Annotated in this window: 10 protein-coding genes and 1 pseudogene; 10 read left to right on the top strand and 1 reads right to left on the bottom strand. The window is 63.0% G+C overall.

The window, feature by feature from the left end; genetic code table 11:
- Positions 1–2: 2 nt before the first annotated feature.
- The 7 genes from QCE73_RS14330 to QCE73_RS14300 all read left to right on the top strand — a co-directional run bounded on the left by QCE73_RS14330 (position 3) and on the right by QCE73_RS14300 (position 8,609).
- On the top strand, positions 3–545 hold the full coding sequence (locus tag QCE73_RS14330; protein WP_035499352.1) for a F0F1 ATP synthase subunit delta: 543 nt from the start codon (positions 3–5) through the stop codon (positions 543–545).
- A 57-nt stretch (positions 546–602) separates the two neighbouring features.
- Positions 603–2,144 (top strand): F0F1 ATP synthase subunit alpha, encoded by a 1,542-nt coding sequence (gene atpA, locus QCE73_RS14325; RefSeq protein WP_035499351.1) that lies wholly within the window; start codon positions 603–605, stop codon positions 2,142–2,144.
- 64 nt (positions 2,145–2,208) lie between these two features.
- Positions 2,209–3,093, top strand: a complete 885-nt coding sequence (gene atpG / locus QCE73_RS14320; protein ID WP_309881763.1) for a F0F1 ATP synthase subunit gamma — start codon at positions 2,209–2,211, stop codon at positions 3,091–3,093.
- Positions 3,094–3,137: 44 nt separating this feature from the next.
- Complete coding sequence (atpD, locus tag QCE73_RS14315) at positions 3,138–4,532, top strand: F0F1 ATP synthase subunit beta (protein ID WP_309881761.1); 1,395 nt, start codon at positions 3,138–3,140, stop codon at positions 4,530–4,532.
- Positions 4,533–4,607: 75 nt separating this feature from the next.
- The gene (locus QCE73_RS14310; RefSeq protein WP_029672474.1) at positions 4,608–5,033 is read left to right on the top strand and encodes a F0F1 ATP synthase subunit epsilon; all 426 of its coding nucleotides are present in this window, start codon (positions 4,608–4,610) and stop codon (positions 5,031–5,033) included.
- Positions 5,034–5,310: 277 nt separating this feature from the next.
- Complete coding sequence (locus tag QCE73_RS14305; protein ID WP_309881759.1) at positions 5,311–7,041, top strand: AMP-binding protein; 1,731 nt, start codon at positions 5,311–5,313, stop codon at positions 7,039–7,041.
- A 620-nt stretch (positions 7,042–7,661) separates the two neighbouring features.
- The gene (locus QCE73_RS14300; RefSeq protein ID WP_309881758.1) at positions 7,662–8,609 is read left to right on the top strand and encodes an alpha/beta hydrolase; all 948 of its coding nucleotides are present in this window, start codon (positions 7,662–7,664) and stop codon (positions 8,607–8,609) included.
- Between the two features lie 3 nt (positions 8,610–8,612).
- Here QCE73_RS14300 and QCE73_RS14295 read toward each other — a convergent pair whose 3' ends face one another.
- Entirely contained in the window at positions 8,613–9,452 is an 840-nt protein-coding gene (locus tag QCE73_RS14295) for a transporter substrate-binding domain-containing protein (RefSeq protein WP_309881756.1), read from the bottom strand.
- 183 nt (positions 9,453–9,635) lie between these two features.
- Here QCE73_RS14295 and hemE point away from each other — a divergent pair, with 183 nt between their 5' ends.
- From hemE to putA, 3 genes and pseudogenes are all read left to right on the top strand, one after another.
- A complete protein-coding gene (gene hemE, locus QCE73_RS14290) occupies positions 9,636–10,733 on the top strand; it encodes a uroporphyrinogen decarboxylase (RefSeq protein ID WP_309881754.1) in 1,098 nt (365 codons plus the stop codon).
- A 461-nt stretch (positions 10,734–11,194) separates the two neighbouring features.
- Positions 11,195–13,441: a primosomal protein N' gene (locus QCE73_RS14285; RefSeq protein WP_309881751.1), complete on the top strand. Its 2,247-nt coding sequence runs from the start codon at positions 11,195–11,197 to the stop codon at positions 13,439–13,441.
- 473 nt (positions 13,442–13,914) lie between these two features.
- Positions 13,915–17,847 (top strand): annotated as a pseudogene (gene putA, locus QCE73_RS14280) (trifunctional transcriptional regulator/proline dehydrogenase/L-glutamate gamma-semialdehyde dehydrogenase).
- The last annotated feature ends 54 nt before the right edge of the window (positions 17,848–17,901 follow it).

Below are 17,901 nucleotides of genomic sequence, written 5' to 3'. Positions count from 1 at the left end.
TCATGGCCGAACTTGCAACCATCGCTCGTCCTTACGCAGAAGCGCTGTTCCGCGTAGCCGAAACCGGCGATCTCGCGGGCTGGTCCACCTTCGTCGAGGAGCTGGCACAGGTTGCGCGTCTGCCCGAAGTGGAATCGGTCGCTTCGAGCCCGAAGGTAAACCGGCAACAGATCGCCGATCTCCTGCTCGCCGCAGTGAAGTCGCCGCTGGCACAAGGCAATGCTCAGGCGAAGAACTTCGTCGGCATGCTGGTCGAGAACCATCGCCTGTCGCTGCTGCCGGAAATCGCCGTCCAGTTCGACGAGCTGAAGAACGCCCGTGAAGGTGCTGCCGATGCTCACATCGTGAGCGCGTTCCCCCTCGAAGGCGAACAGTTGAACGACCTCGTTGCAAGCCTCGAACGCAAGTTCCAGCGCAAGCTGAAGCCGATCGTCGAAATCGATCAGTCGCTGATCGGCGGCGTTCGCGTGACGGTTGGCGACGAAGTGCTCGATACCTCGGTCCGCGCGCGCCTCGCCAGCATGCAGACGGCTCTGACCGCTTAAGCGATCGACCGTGTCTGAAAGCTGGCACGCAACAGAATTGACTATCAGGAGCGAATAATGCAACTCAATCCCTCTGAGATCAGCGAGCTGATCAAGAGCCGGATCCAGGGCCTTGAAGCGAGCGCGGATGTTCGCAACCAGGGCACCGTGATCTCCGTGACCGACGGTATCGTGCGTATCCACGGCCTGTCGGACGTGATGCAGGGCGAAATGCTCGAATTCCCGGGCAACACCTTCGGCCTCGCGCTGAACCTCGAACGTGACTCGGTCGGCGCCGTTATTCTCGGTGAATACGAGCACATCTCGGAAGGCGACATCGTCAAGACGACGGGCCGCATTCTCGAAGTGCCGGTCGGTCCGGAACTCATCGGCCGCGTGGTCGATGCGCTCGGCAACCCGATCGACGGCAAGGGCCCGATCAACGCGAAAGCTACGGACGCAATCGAAAAGATCGCTCCGGGCGTGATCTGGCGTAAGTCGGTGTCGCAGCCGGTGCAAACGGGTCTGAAGTCGATCGACTCGATGGTGCCGATCGGCCGTGGCCAGCGCGAGCTGATCATCGGCGACCGTCAGTGCGGCAAGACCGCGGTGGCCGTCGACGCGATCATCAACCAGAAGGGCAAGGACCTCATCTGTATCTACGTCGCGATCGGCCAGAAGGCTTCGTCGATCATGAACGTGGTGCGCAAGCTCGAAGAAACCGGCGCGATGGCTTACACCATCGTCGTGGCGGCTTCGGCTTCGGAATCGGCCGCGATGCAATACCTCGCGCCGTACGCCGGCTGCACGATGGGCGAATACTTCCGCGATCGCGGTCAAGATGCGCTGATCGTCTATGACGATTTGACCAAGCAAGCCTGGGCGTATCGCCAGATTTCGCTGCTGCTGCGCCGTCCGCCGGGCCGTGAAGCGTATCCGGGTGACGTGTTCTATCTGCACTCGCGTCTGCTCGAGCGTGCTGCGCGCGTCTCGGAAGAGTACGTCGAGAAGTTCACCAACGGCGAAGTCAAGGGCAAGAGCGGCTCGCTGACGGCATTGCCCGTCATCGAAACGCAAGCCGGCGACGTGACCGCGTTCGTTCCGACGAACGTGATCTCGATTACCGACGGCCAGATCTTCCTGGAAACCGACCTGTTCAACGCCGGTATCCGCCCCGCAATCAACGCGGGCGTGTCGGTGTCGCGCGTCGGTGGTGCGGCTCAGACCAAGGTCATCAAGAAGCTGTCGGGCGGTATCCGTACCGACCTCGCGCAGTATCGTGAGCTGGCTGCGTTCGCGCAGTTCGCATCGGACCTCGACGAAGCCACCCGCAAGCAGCTCGAACGCGGCCGCCGCGTGACGGAACTGCTGAAGCAGCCGCAGTATCAGCCGCTGCAGGTGTGGGAACTGGCTGTCGCGCTGTTCGCTGCCAACAATGGCTATCTGGACGATCTCGAAGTCTCGCAAGTTCTGCCGTTCGAAAAGGGCATGCGCGAATTCCTGAAGACCAGCCACGCCGATCTGATTAAGCGCATCGAAGACAACAAAGACTTGTCGAAGGACGACGAAGGCGCACTGCATGCCGCGCTGAAGGACTTCAAGAAGTCGGGCGCTTATTGATCGGGACTGAGGAGCAACGCGCGATGTCTTTGAACGTCGCGCGGCTTCGATCAAGGAGTAAGCAATGGCTGGAATGAAGGAAATTCGCGGCAAGATCAAGAGCGTGCAAAACACGCGCAAGATCACGAAAGCGATGGAAATGGTCGCCGCATCCAAGATGCGCCGCGCCCAGGAGCGTATGCGTTCCGCCCGTCCGTATGCCGACAAGGTCCGCGCAATCGCATCGCACATGAGCAAGGCGAACCCTGAGTATCGCCACCCGTTCATGGTCGAGAACAAGGGCGTGAAGACGGCCGGCCTGATCCTCGTCACGACCGACAAGGGTCTGTGCGGCGGCATGAACACGAACGTCCTGCGTGCGTCGCTGAACAAGATCAAGGAACTCGATCAGAGCGGTGTCAAGATCGAGGCGTCGGCGATCGGCAGCAAGGGTCTCGGGTTCCTGAATCGCCTGAAGGCCAGTGTCGTGTCGCAAGTCACGCAACTGGGCGACACGCCGCATCTGGAAAAGCTGATCGGCGCGATCAAGGTGCAGCTCGACCTGTATTCGGAAGGCAAGATCAACGCGGTGTACCTGGCGTACACGCGCTTCATCAACACGATGAAGCAGGAAGCGGTGATCGAGCAGCTGCTGCCGTTGTCGGTGGACGATCTCGACGCGAAAAACGAAGACGGCGACACGCCGAAGACCTCGTGGGATTACATCTACGAGCCGGACGCGCAAACCGTGGTGGACGAGTTGCTCGTGCGCTACGTCGAAGCGCTCGTGTATCAGGCAGTCGCGGAAAACATGGCGTCGGAGCAATCGGCGCGCATGGTCGCGATGAAAGCCGCGTCGGACAACGCGAAGACCGTGATCAACGAACTGCAGCTCGTCTACAACAAGAGCCGCCAGGCCGCGATTACGAAAGAATTGTCGGAAATCGTCGGCGGCGCCGCAGCGGTCTGATTTTGCTGACCGCGTGAAAGAACACAGTATCTAAAGGAAATGCGATGAGTACTACTGCTTTGGTAGAAGGCAAGATCGTACAGTGCATCGGCGCCGTTATCGACGTGGAATTCCCGCGTGAGCACATGCCGAAGATCTACGACGCGCTCATTCTGGAAGGCACCGAACTGACGCTCGAAGTCCAGCAGCAACTGGGCGACGGCGTGGTGCGCACCATCTGTCTGGGCGCCTCCGACGGTCTGCGCCGCGGCACGGTGGTCAAGAATACGGGCAAGCCCATCAGCGTGCCGGTCGGCAAGCCGACGCTCGGCCGCATCATGGACGTGCTTGGCCGTCCTATCGACGAAGCCGGTCCGATCGAATCGGCAACGATGCGCTCGATCCACCAGAAGGCGCCGGCGTTCGAAGACCTGTCGCCGTCGACCGAACTGCTCGAAACGGGCATCAAGGTTATCGACCTGATCTGCCCGTTCGCGAAGGGCGGCAAGGTGGGTCTGTTCGGCGGTGCAGGCGTGGGCAAGACCGTGAACATGATGGAACTCATCAACAACATCGCGAAGGAACACGGCGGTTATTCCGTGTTCGCCGGCGTGGGTGAGCGTACCCGTGAAGGGAACGACTTCTATCACGAAATGAAGGACTCGAACGTTCTCGACAAGGTCGCGCTGGTGTACGGCCAGATGAACGAGCCGCCGGGCAACCGTCTGCGCGTCGCGCTGACCGGTCTGACGATGGCCGAGCACTTCCGTGACGAAGGCCTCGACGTGCTGTTCTTCGTCGACAACATCTACCGTTTCACGCTGGCGGGTACGGAAGTGTCCGCTCTGCTCGGCCGTATGCCTTCGGCAGTGGGCTATCAGCCGACGCTGGCTGAAGAAATGGGCAAGCTGCAAGAGCGCATCACGTCGACCAAGACCGGCTCGATTACGTCGGTTCAGGCCGTGTACGTCCCTGCGGATGACTTGACCGACCCGTCGCCGGCTACGACCTTCGGCCACTTGGACGCAACCGTCGTGTTGTCGCGTGACATCGCTTCGCTGGGTATTTATCCGGCAGTGGACCCGCTCGATTCGACCTCGCGTCAGATCGACCCGCACGTTATCGGCGAAGAGCACTACTCGATCACGCGCGGCGTGCAGCAAACGCTGCAGCGCTACAAGGAGTTGCGCGACATCATCGCGATTCTGGGCATGGACGAACTGTCGCCGGAAGACAAGCTGTCGGTCTCGCGCGCGCGTAAGATCCAGCGTTTCCTGTCGCAGCCGTTCCACGTTGCGGAAGTATTCACGGGCTCGCCGGGCAAGTACGTGCCGCTGAAGGAAACCATCCGCGGCTTCAAGATGATCGTCGAAGGTGAATGCGATCATCTGCCGGAGCAAGCGTTCTACATGGTCGGCACGATCGACGAAGCCTTCGAAAAGGCCAAGAAGATCCAGTAAAGATTGGGTGTCTACAAGGGCGTCGGTCTGACGGCTGACGTCCGCGAACTACACTCAATCCAGGAGTCGACATAAATGGCAACCATCAAGGTAGACGTCGTCAGCGCGGAAGAGCAGATCTTCTCGGGCCAGGCGAAGTTCGTCGCGCTGCCGGGCGAAGCAGGTGAACTGGGCATTCTGCCCGGCCACACGCCGCTCATCACGCGCATTCGTCCGGGCGCGGTGCGCATCGAGGCGGAAGACGGCTCGGAAGAGTTCGTGTTCGTTGCAGGCGGGATTCTCGAAATCCAGCCGGGCATCGTGACCGTACTCGCCGATACCGCCATCCGTGGCGCCGATCTCGACGAAGCGAAGGCAGAGCAGGCGAAGAAGCGTGCCGAGGAAGCGATTCAAAACAACACCTCGGAACTCGAGTACGCGACCGCGCAAGCGGAACTCGCGTACGCGACGGCTCAGCTCGCGGCGATCCAGCGTCTGCGCAAGGCGCACGCGAAGCACTAAGCGTGACGCGCCAAGCGGCGTTCAGCAGTTCAAAGAAAGCAGCCTTCGGGCTGCTTTTTTTATGCTCCAAATCGGCAAATCGCGCAGGCATTAGTGCATATCGGTTATGTGTATCGATGGCAGAGTCTGCGTAACGCATTGATTTGGTTGCGTTTTAGTCGACTGCCTCAGAACACCGTTGCGGGGAAACACTCAATGCCCGCGCGCCTCTTTGCGATGCACAATAGCCTCCAATTAGCCTTCATCGGGCGGCGACACATATTGGCGGAGACCATCGATGGCAACTGAACAGACGCAGACCGGCGCGCAGATCAAACCGCGCGACGGCATTTCCCATGTTCGCGGCGCGACCGACATCGCTTTGAGCGACGCAACCGTCTCGCGTTTTCTTCTCGAAACCGTGAACCGCTTTCCTGAACGACCTGCCGTGGTCTTCCGCGAGCAGAACGTTCGATGGACCTGGCGCGAGTTCGCGAACCAGGTCGATGTGCTCGCGAGCGGACTGCTCGCGCTTGGCGTTCAGGCGGGCGATCGCGTCGGCATCTGGTCGCCGAATCGCGCCGAATGGCTGCTCACGCAATTCGCCACCGCGCGCATGGGCGCGGTGCTGGTCAACATCAATCCGGCGTACCGGCTGGCCGAACTCGAATATGCGCTGAACAAGGTCGGCTGCAAGGCGATCATCGCGGCGGAGCAGTTCAAGTCATCGAAGTATTTGGAGATGTTGCAGTCGCTCGCGCCTGAACTCGCTCACGCCGCGCCGAACGCGCTCGACGCCGCGAAGCTGCCGGAACTGCGCGCGGTCATCCGCATGGGCGACGGCAAGACGCCCGGCATGCTCAACTTCGACGATGTGATGCGCACGGGCGCCGGCCAACTCGACGCAGCGAAGCTCGACGCGCTCGAAGCGACGCTGGGTCCGGACGACGCGATCAACATCCAGTTCACGAGCGGCACGACGGGCAACCCGAAGGGCGCGACGCTCACGCATCGGAACATCGTCAACAACGCGCGCTATATTGCGATGGCGATGCGCCTCACCGAGCAGGATTCGCTCTGCATTCCGGTACCGCTCTATCACTGCTTCGGCATGGTTCTGGCGGTGCTCGCGTGCGTGTCGACCGGCTGCACGATGGTATTCCCGGGCGAAGCGTTCGACCCCGCCGCGACGCTCGCCGCGGTCCACGACGAAAAATGCACCGCGCTGCACGGCGTACCGACGATGTTCATCGCGGAACTCGATCACCCCGATTTCGCGAAGTACGACTTGAGCCGTCTGCGCACGGGCATCATGGCAGGGTCGCCGTGCCCGATCGAAACGATGAAACGCGTGGTTTCGACGATGCATCTGAGCGAGATCACGATCGCGTACGGCATGACCGAGACGAGCCCGGTGTCGTTCCAGAGTTCGACCACCGATCCGCTCGACAAGCGCACGACGACCGTCGGACGCATTCAGCCGCATCTCGAGGTGAAGATCGTCGATCCATCGGGCAACATCGTGCCCGTCGGCGAAACGGGCGAGCTCTGCACGCGCGGCTACTCGGTGATGAAGGGCTACTGGGGCGACGAATCCAAGACGCGCGAAGCGATCGTCGACGGCTGGATGCACACCGGCGACCTCGCGACGCTCGACGACGAAGGCTATTGCAACATCGTCGGACGCCTCAAGGACATGCTGATTCGCGGCGGCGAGAACGTCTATCCGCGCGAGATCGAGGAATTTCTGTTCCGCCATCCGAAGGTCCAGTCGGTGCAGGTGTTCGGCGTGCCGGATCAGAAGTACGGCGAGGAAGTGTGCGCGTGGATCGTCGTGCGTCCCGGCGAACAAGCGAGCGAGGACGAGATTCGCGACTTCTGCAAAGGGCAGATCGCGCATTACAAGATTCCGCGCTATATCCGCTTCGTCGACGAATTGCCGATGACCGTCACCGGCAAGGCGCAAAAGTTCGTGATGCGCGCGCGCATGATCGACGAACTGAAGCTCGCCGAAACCAGGACGGCCTGAGCCTCACGGCATTCGAAATCACGAAACGACGAAGGGAGCGCTGCGGCGCTCCCTTCTGTCATTGGATGAAACGTTCGAGCCCTGAAACTCTCAAAGAACGCAAACGTTTGTCCAGGCGAAAAAAAAGCGGGCCTGGAGCCCGCTAAAAACCACACGCTACGGGGTTAGCGCGAGGAGACCACACGTGGGATATTTCGAACGGATTACATTCGAATAACGATCCCAGCACCGATGCCCCAAAATCTGAGCGCTTAGGCCACAGCCAGCTATCGGACCACGCGACTTTCGCACAGCGCAGCCCAATACATCCGTGTTGAAACCGTTTCACAGATTGTGGGCGAATTGATTCCGAGTCGCCGTAACAAAGTGTTTCAGGTTGTAACCCGCGTCCGGTAAGGCGGAGGGGAAATTTTGTCGCGCGAATCACCCGATTTTCATGGATATATTGTCTGTTATTCGGATCATTTATTCGATCGGCCCGACGTCGCCAGCAAATGCCGATTTTCGGACCAGAGCGATAATTTTGATTTTCCGCGAAAATCGAACGTGCGGACGCATGAAATCGATGCGCAAGTTGCCCGCAAATGATCATTTAACGAGAAAACGCTATGGAGACACGCATGACGATCGACGCAGCCTTGCTCCGGTACTACCGCGCCGTCGACGAGGCCTTCCCGGCTTTGGCGCCCAATGCGGATGCGCGGACGGTGCGAGACCGCTTCAGTAACATTGCAAAAGCTTACGCCCGAAAGCGTGACGATGCCGTGATCGCGGAAGACATCGAGATCGCTCTCGAAGGGCGCACGCTCGTCGCGCGGGTCTACAAACCGACGGCCGCGCAGGGTCCGTTGCCGCTCATCGTGTACTTTCACGGCGGCGGTTGGGTGGTCGGTGACCTGGACACGCACGATGGACTCGTCGCACGGCTCGCGTTGGATTCGCAGTGCGCCGTGGCGAGCGTCGATTACCGGCTCGCGCCGGAGCATCCGTTTCCCGCGCCGTGCGAGGACGCGCTCGACGCGCTGATCTGGCTCGCGGAGCATCGCTCGCGGCTCGGTTTCGCGGTCGACCGGCTGGCCGTCGGCGGTGACAGTGCGGGCGCGCATCTGGCGGTCGTCGCGGCGCGCGCAGCGAACGAGCGCGTGGCTGGCCTCGTCGGCTTGCAATTGCTGCTCTATCCGGTGATGCGCCGACAGTTCGAGAGCCCCAGTTGCATCGCGAATGCAAACGGTCCGGGACTCACGAACGATGAAATGAAGTGGTACTGGACGCAATTTCTATCCGGCGATGCACCGGAAGAGCACGACGTGCGCGCGTTCCCGCTGTCCGAGCCGTTCGAGCGCACGCCGGCGCCTGCGCTCGTCGTCGCGGCGGCCTACGATCCGCTCTACGACGACGCCTTCGAACTCAAGCGCTTCCTGCAAGCCAACGGCGGCCGCGTCGAGATGATCGAAGCGCACGACATGACACACGGATTCGGGCGCATGCATTCGCAGTCGGAAGCGGCGCTCGGCTGGCTGCGCAAGATCGGCACGCGCGCAGGCGAGCTCATGCGCGCCGGGCGTTGAGCGTTACTTCAACCATTTGTCATAGACGGCCTGAAACTCGCCCGACGACCGGGCGAGATGCAGCCACTGATCGACATACTGCTGAAACGGCACGTCGCCGCGCGGCAGCAGATACGCCTTTTCGCCGAACTGGAACGGCTTGTCCGGATGCACCGAGCACAGTCCGGGATTGAGCTTCTGCTGAAGCAGCGTTTCGGAGGCGTCCGTGACCATCACGTCGGCTTTGCCTTCGAGGATCTGCTTGAAGATCGTCACGTTGTCCGGGTATTCGATCAACTGCGAGTGCGGGAAAAACTGCTTCGCGAAGCGCTCGTTCGTGCCGCCCGGATTGACGATCGTGCGCACGTTCGGCTGATCGATCTGCGCGACGGTCTGGAACTTGTCGACATCGTCGCAACGGACGATCGGCGTTTTGCCGTCTTCCATGTACGGCGCCGTGAAGAAGGCGCGCTTTTGCCGCTCTAACGTGGTCGAGACGCCGCCCACGGCGATATCGCACTTGGCGACGAAATCGTTCATCAGGTTCGACCACGACGTCTTCACGTACTCCGCCTTCGCGCCGAGCGACTTCGCGAGACTCTCCGCGAGATCGATGTCGATCCCCTCGAACTGGCCGTCCGGACGCAGGAAGGAGTACGGCTTGTAGTCGCCCGTCGTGCAGACGCGCAGCGTGTGGCGCGCGAGGATATCGTCGAGCCTCGAAGGTGCTGCGACTGGCGCGGGCGCGGCGGGTTTCGCGCCGGCTACGGTGCCCGCCTGAACCGTTTGAGCGTGCGCGACGCCATTGAGCGCGAGCGACATGACAAGGGCCGAGGCGGCGAGACTGACAGACGTGCGTTGCATCTATTCTCCTATTTCTAGTTGTAGGGTTCCGTCGATGATACCGAGGCGTTCGCGTCCCCGGACAGTCGTCCGAAACGCATAGGCCGCGCTGCATGAGACTTCCCGAATTGCCGGGCTCAGTCAACGAAAACACCCGGCCGGTCCGGTAGAATGAATGATTCTTTGCCTTCAGCATCGAGCGACGTGGCACACACTCTTCTGAACGACACCTTCCTGCGCGCGCTCCTGCGCCAGCCGACCGACTACACGCCGATCTGGCTGATGCGCCAGGCGGGACGCTATCTCCCGGAATACAACGCGACGCGCACCCGCGCGGGCAGTTTTCTCGGGCTCGCGAAGAATCCCGACTACGCGACCGAAGTGACGCTTCAGCCGCTCGAACGCTTTCCGCTCGACGCCGCGATTCTTTTCTCCGACATTCTCACCGTCCCCGACGCGATGGGCCTCGGCCTGAACTTCGTGCAGGGCGAAGGTCCGCGTTTCGAGCGCACCGTGCGCACCGAGGACGACGTTAAGCGCCTTGCCGTGCCGGACATCGGCGCGACGCTCTCCTATGTCACCGACGCCGTGCGCCAGATCCGTCGCGCGCTCACCGACGCGCAGGGCCGTCAAAAGGTGCCGCTGATCGGTTTCTCCGGCAGCCCGTGGACGCTCGCGTGCTACATGGTCGAAGGCGGCGGCTCGGACGATCACCGCACGGTCAAATCGATGGCCTATGCGCGTCCGGACCTGATGCACCGCATCCTCGATGTGAACGCGCAAGCCGTCACGGCGTATCTAAATGCGCAGATCGAAGCCGGCGCGCAGGCCGTGATGATCTTCGACACGTGGGGCGGTGCGCTCGCCGATGGCGCGTATCAACGCTTCTCACTCGAATACATCGCGAAGGTCGTCGCGGGTCTGAAGCGCGAGCACGACGGCGCGCGCGTGCCCGTCATCACCTTTACGAAGGGCGGCGGATTGTGGATCGAGGAAATTGCCGCGACGGGTGTCGATGCCGTCGGTCTCGACTGGACCATGAATCTGGGCAAGGCGCGGGAAAAAGTGGGCGCGCGCGTGGCCCTGCAGGGGAACATCGATCCGAACGTGCTCTTCGCGCCGCCCGCGGCGATCCGCACAGAAGCGCGCGCCGTGCTCGAGAGTTTCGGGAATTTTCCGGGCCACGTCTTCAATCTGGGCCACGGAATCTCGCAGTTCACGCCGCCGGAGAGCGTCGCGGAGCTCGTCGATGAAGTCCATCGTCACAGCCGTGCGATGCGCGCGAAACAAGCCACGCGATAGCTCATATACAAAAGCCGGCGTTGCGAATGCATGTTGCAGCGCAACGTCGATGCTTTGGAGCAGACAATCAGGGGCTGGAACATTTCGTCCGCATCGCCCACCTCAGGCGGCGTTCCTCGATGTCAAGACTGAACTTATGCACATTTTGTTCGCTGCGGCGCGCCATCAGACGTATGGCCTCCAGCAACCCATAACGTGTCTCTATGTATGCTTTAACCCTATGATTTTTAAGAAATTTCGAGAGCTTTGCCCGAAATGTGGGCCAGCGCACATAAGGGTTTCGTGACATTGTTTGCGGCGACGTCGAACGCACTTCTCAACAAAGTTATCCACAGGCCTGTGGAAAGCATCGGAAATCCAAAAATAATCGGCGGTTTACAGACGATTCTGATGTTTCACTTTAACTTCGCCCCGTTCAAGCAGATTCCAGTGTCGGACCGTTGTACGCGGGGTCGTGCGCGGTGACTGGCCTTTTCGTGCGCGTCGCCGTCGATCAGCCGATGCCCGTGCTATTCGACTACCGCTATGCGCTGCCGGACGCGCCTGCCGTCGGCATGCTGGTGCAGGTGCCGTTCGGGCGACGCGAGGTCGTCGGGCTGATCTGCGAAATCGCCCATTCAAGCGACGTGCCCGCCGAAAAACTGCGCGCCGTTACCGCAGTCTGCGATGGCTGCGCGCCGCTGTCCGACGCCTGGATCGCGCTTGCCGCTTTCGCCGCCGATTACTACCAGCGTGGTCTCGGCGAAGTCGCGCTGCCGGCGCTGCCTCAGGCGTTGCGCGACGCCTCGCGCTGGAATCGACTTTTCGCCGTGGAGCCGCGCTACCGGCTTTTGCCGGAGGGACGCGCGCAACTTCCCGACGCGTTGCCCGCGCGCGCCAGCGCCCTGCGCCGCCTGGCCGAAGCGCTCGCGGAGCAGCCGTCGCTCGCTCTTTCCGATGCCCGCGGGCTGCATCCCAAAGCGAGCGTGACTTTCGACGACTGGCTCGCGCGCGGCTGGATCGAGACGGCGACGACGCAAACCGTCGAGCCCGATGCGAATGCGCACGTGCTTCCGACCGGCGCCGCGCCGCTGCCGATTCTGACGGACGAACAACGCGATGCCGTCGATGCGATTTCCGGCGCGCGAGGGTTCGCGCCGTTCCTGCTCCACGGCGTGACGGGCAGCGGCAAGACCGAGGTCTATCTGCATGCGCTCGCCGCTTTGCTCGCCGCCCGGCCGGACGCGCAAGCGCTCGTTCTCGTTCCCGAAATCAACCTGACGCCGCAGTTCGAAGCCGCGTTCCGCGCGCGTTTTTCGGCGCTAGCCGACGGTTCCATCGTCACGATGCACAGCGGTCTCGCCGAAGGCGAGCGCGCGCGCAACTGGCTGGCGGCGCACACGGGCAGCGCGCGCATCGTGCTCGGCACGCGTCTCGCGATACTCGCGTCGATGCCGCAACTCGCGATGATCGTCGTCGATGAAGAGCACGATCCTGCCTACAAGCAGCAGGAAGGTCTGCGCTACTCGGCGCGCGATCTGGCGATCTATCGTGCGAAACAGCTCGATATTCCCGTCGTCCTCGGCTCGGCGACGCCGTCGCTCGAAACGTGGTGGCAAGCGGAGCAGGGCCGCTACACGCGATTGACGCTTACGCGCCGGGCCGTCGCCGAAGCGGCATTGCCGGCCGTGAAGCTCATCGATCTGGAAGAGGAGAGACGGCGCGGCCGCGCGTCGGTCGAAGGGCTCGCGGGTCCGCTCATCGCCGCGCTGAAGACGCGCGTCGAGCGTGGCGAGCAGAGTCTCGTGTTTCTGAATCGACGCGGCTATGCGCCGATCCTGTCGTGCGACGCCTGCGGATGGGTCGCGGGCTGTCCGCGCTGCAGCGCCTACGCCGTGCTGCATAAGCCGGAGCGGGCGCTGCGATGCCATCACTGCGGCTGGGAATCGCGCATTCCGAAGTCGTGCCCGGACTGCGGCAACATCGATATCGCGCCGATGGGCCGCGGCACGCAGCGTGTCGAGGAGACGCTCGCGAGCGTGGTCCCGAACGCTCGGGTGCTGCGCATCGACGCCGACAGCACGCGCCGCAAGGGCAGTGCGCAGGCGCTTTTCTCCGACGTGCACGCGGGCGAGGTCGATATTCTCGTCGGCACGCAGATGATCGCGAAGGGCCACGACTTCCGGCGCGTGACGCTCGTCGGCGTGCTCAATGCCGACACCGCGCTCTTCTCGCACGACTTTCGCGCGAGCGAGCGGCTCTTCGCGCAACTGACGCAGGTGAGCGGCCGCGCGGGACGGGCGGGCTTGCCCGGCGAAGTGATGATTCAGACGCGTTATCCGCGTCACGCGTTGTATCAGGCGCTGTCGCGGCAAGACTATGTGGGTTTCGCCAACTCGACGCTCGCCGAGCGGCGCGACGCGCGCCTGCCGCCGTTCGTCTATCAGGCGATGTTGCGTGCCGAAGGCCGCACGCTCGAAGCGGCGCTCAAGTTTCTGGAGGATGCGGCGGCGGCGTTCGCACCTTTACCCGGCGCGGATCGCGTGACCGTCTACGATGCGGTGCCGCTCACCATCGTCAAAGTATTCAATGTCCATCGGGCGCAACTGCTGCTCGAAAGTGCGTCGCGGGCGGCGTTGCAGGCGTCGTTGCGCGCCTGGCAGCCGGCGCTGCGCTCGCTCAAGGGCGTATTGCGATGGAACGTCGAAGTCGATCCGCTGGACGTTTGAGTCGATAAAAAAGCGACTCAGACTACATCGCGCGCGGCCCGGCCACCGCGGTCGGAAGCGTCATCGGATCGGCGAACGTGCGGCGACGCGCCCCGAACGAACAGCACGACGCAGACCGCGACCATCGCCCAAACGCCGGTTACCACCATCCAAGTGCTCATGCTCGTGCTCTCCCCGAAGTCGCCGTGCGCTGACGGCGAAGGCAGCGCCGTGGGCGGCGCATTGCGTTTATATCGGCGGCGTTAAAGGATTTACGTAGGGCGCGTCCCGAAAATTCCCGACTAGGGAAACTACTAGGCGACAGGCGCCAACCGATAGCCGGCGGTGCGCTGCTCAAAGCCTTGTTCCATAAGGGTTTCATTGTGGTGCAACCCTAGCGAAAATCTCGGTTGCACCTTTTAAATCAGCGGAGTACGATTCGCCAACTTTTTAGTCATGAGCCGGGTTGGGCACGACCGGCAAACGAAGGAAATATGGCGAGCACAACCCTAGGCGTCAAAGTCGACGATCTGCTGCGTTCCCGGCTCAAAGATGCCGCGACGCGCCTCGAGCGCACTCCACACTGGCTGATCAAGCAGGCGATCTTCGCTTATCTGGAGCGTATCGAGCACGGTCAGCTCCCGCCCGAGCTGTCGGGCGCGAACGGTTCGTCCGAATTGGCCGATACCACGCCCGTCGATGGCGACGAAGACGGCGCGCCGCATCCGTTCCTCGATTTCGCGCAGAACGTGCAGCCGCAATCCGTGCTGCGCGCGGCGATCACGGCCGCGTATCGCCGGCCCGAGCCGGAGTGCGTGCCGTTCCTGATCGGTCAGGCGCGCCTGCCTGCAACCGTCGCCGCCGAAACGGAAAAGCTCGCGACGAAGCTCGTCGAAGCGCTGCGGGCGAAAAGCTCGGGCGGCGGCGTCGAAGGGTTGATCCACGAGTTCTCGCTGTCGAGCCAGGAAGGCGTCGCGCTGATGTGCCTCGCCGAAGCGCTTCTGCGCATTCCCGACCGCGCCACGCGCGACGCGCTGATCCGCGACAAGATCAGCAAGGGCGACTGGAAATCGCACATGGGCCAGGCGCCGTCGCTGTTCGTGAACGCGGCGACGTGGGGCCTGATGATCACCGGCAAGCTCGTGACGACGAACAGCGAAGCGGGCCTGTCCTCCGCGCTCACGCGTCTGATCGGCCGCGGCGGCGAACCGCTGATCCGCAAGGGCGTCGACATGGCGATGCGCCTGATGGGCGAGCAGTTCGTCACCGGCGAGACCATCTCCGAAGCGCTCGCGAACAGCCGCAAGTACGAGGCGCGCGGTTTCCGCTATTCCTACGACATGCTCGGCGAAGCCGCGACGACGGAAGAAGACGCACAGCGCTATTACGCGTCCTACGAGCAGGCGATCCACGCGATCGGCAAGGCGGCGGGCGGGCGCGGCATCTACGAAGGTCCGGGCATTTCGATCAAGCTTTCCGCGCTGCATCCGCGTTACTCGCGCTCGCAACAGGAACGCACGATGACCGAACTGCTGCCGCGCGTGCGCTCGCTCGCGCAACTGGCGCGGCGCTATGACATCGGTTTGAACATCGACGCCGAGGAAGCCGATCGCCTCGAAATCTCGCTCGACCTGCTCGAAGCGCTGTGCTTCGACCCGGAACTGGCGGGCTGGAACGGCATCGGTTTCGTGGTGCAGGGTTATCAGAAGCGCTGCCCGTTCGTGATCGACTATCTGATCGATCTCGCGCGCCGCAGCCGTCATCGTTTGATGATTCGCCTCGTGAAGGGCGCGTACTGGGATACGGAAATCAAGCGTGCGCAAGTCGATGGTCTCGAAGGCTATCCGGTCTACACGCGCTAGATCTACACGGACATTTCGTATCTCGCGTGCGCGAAGAAGCTGCTCGGCGCGCCGGATGCGGTCTATCCGCAATTCGCGACGCACAACGCGTTCACGCTGTCGGCGATCTATCACCTCGCGGGACAGAACTACTATCCCGGCCAGTACGAATTCCAGTGCCTGCACGGCATGGGCGAGCCGCTCTACGAAGAAGTGACCGGCCGCGACAAGCTGAACCGTCCGTGCCGCGTGTATGCGCCGGTCGGCACGCACGAAACGCTGCTCGCGTATCTCGTGCGCCGCCTGCTGGAGAATGGCGCGAACACGTCGTTCGTGAACCGCATCGCCGATGAATCCATTCCGGTGAAGGAGCTCGTGCGCGATCCGATCGACGAAGCGCAGGAGATCACGCCGCTCGGCGCGCCGCACGCGAAGATTCCGCTGCCGCGTCAGTTGTACGGCAACGAGCGCTTCAACTCGATGGGCCTCGATCTCTCGAACGAGCATCGGCTGGCGTCGCTGTCGTCGGCGTTGCTGGCGAGCGCGCATCATCCGTGGCGTGCCGAACCGATGCTGGAAGGCGGCACGATTATCGAGAACGGCATGCCGGCGCGCGACGTGCGCAATCCGTCGGACTTGCGCGATATCGTCGGCACGGTCGTGGAAGCGTCGCCGGAACAGGTGAGCGCGGCGATCGCGAACGCAGTGGCCGCCGCGCCGATCTGGCAGGCGACGCCCGTCGAAGATCGCGCCGATTGCCTCGCGCGCGCCGCCGATCTGCTCGAAGCGCAGATGCACACGCTGATGGGCCTCGTCGTGCGCGAAGCGGGCAAGTCCTTGCCGAACGCGATCGCCGAGATTCGCGAGGCCATCGATTTTCTGCGTTACTACGCGTCGCAGATTCGCGCCGAGTTTTCGAACGATACGCATCGTCCGCTCGGTCCGGTCGTGTGTATCAGCCCGTGGAACTTCCCGCTCGCGATCTTCATGGGGCAGGTCGCCGCCGCGCTCGCGGCCGGCAATCCGGTGCTCGCGAAGCCCGCCGAACAGACGCCGCTGATCGCCGCGCAAGCCGTGCGCATTCTGCGCGAGTCGGGCGTGCCCGCGGGCGCGGTGCAGCTGCTGCCGGGCAATGGCGAAACGGTCGGCGCGGCTTTGGTCGCCGATCCGCGCACGCGCGCCGTCATGTTCACCGGCTCGACGGAAGTCGCCCGCCTCATCAACAAGACGCTGTCCGAGCGCCTCGACCCGGACGGCCGTCCGATTCCGCTGATCGCGGAAACCGGCGGCCAGAACGCGATGATCGTCGATTCGTCGGCGCTCGCGGAGCAGGTGGTCGCGGACGTGCTGCAGTCGTCGTTCGATTCGGCCGGCCAGCGCTGCTCGGCGCTGCGCGTGCTGTGCCTGCAGGACGATGTCGCCGATCGCACGCTCGAAATGCTGACGGGCGCGATGAAGCAGCTCGCGGTCGGCAATCCGGATCGTCTGTCGGCGGATGTCGGCCCGGTGATCGATGCGGACGCGAAGCGCGGCATCGACGCGCATATCGCCGGGATGCGCGACAAGGGCCGCAACGTCACGCAACTGCCGCTGCCGGACGCGTGTGCGCAAGGCACGTTCGTGCCGCCGACGCTCATCGAGCTCGACAGCATCGACGAGTTGAAGCGCGAAGTGTTCGGCCCGGTGCTGCATGTGGTGCGTTACCGCCGTTCGAACCTTGATAAACTCCTCGACCAAATTCGCTCGACGGGTTATGGCCTTACGCTCGGCATCCATACGCGTATCGACGAAACCATCGCGCATGTGATCGCGCGGGCGCATGTGGGCAACATCTATGTGAACCGTAACGTGATCGGCGCGGTGGTCGGCGTGCAGCCGTTCGGCGGCGAAGGTTTGTCGGGCACGGGTCCGAAGGCGGGCGGCGCGCTGTACTTGCAGCGTCTGCTGGCGAAACGCCCGACCGGTTTGCCGAAGTCGCTCGCGAGCACGCTCGTCGTCGATCAGACCGCGTCGAAGGACACGCCCACGGCGGCGCTCACCGCGTTGCGCGACTGGGCGATCGGCGAACGCGATCCGCAGACGGCCGCGCGCTGCGATGGCTATCTGCAGCATGTGATGGCCGGCGCGACGGCGGTGCTGAACGGCCCGACGGGCGAGCGCAACACGTACACGCTCGGCGCGCGCGGCACGGTGCTGTGCGTGGCGGCGACATCGAGCGGCGCGCGCGCGCAACTGGCCGCCGCGCTCGCGACGGGCAACCGCGCGTTGTTCAGCGGATCGGCGGGCGAGCAACTGGCGGCGTCGCTGCCGGCATCGCTGAAGCCGTATGTCCAGGTGCGCCGAGCGGCGGAGGACTTCGACGCCGTGCTGTTCGAAGGCGACAGCGATGAACTGCTGTCGCTCGTGAAGGAAGTCGCGAAGCGCACGGGACCGATCGTATCGGTGCAGGGCGTGGCTGCGGGAGCGTTCGCCGACGCTGGCCACGATGGCGAAGACTACGCGCTCGAACGTCTGCTGACGGAACGCTCGGTGAGCGTGAACACGGCGGCGGCGGGCGGCAATGCGAATTTGATGACGATCGGTTGAGACACCCCTCGAGCGCTCGATTCAAACGAATTCAAACAAGCGGCAGCAGGCACG

Origin of the sequence: Caballeronia sp. LZ029 (assembly GCF_031451275.1) — a bacterium.
Taxonomy (GTDB): Bacteria; Pseudomonadota; Gammaproteobacteria; order Burkholderiales; family Burkholderiaceae; genus Caballeronia; species Caballeronia jiangsuensis.
The sequence above is the reverse complement of the archived record's forward strand: the minus strand, read 5'-3'. Positions and strand labels throughout refer to the sequence as shown.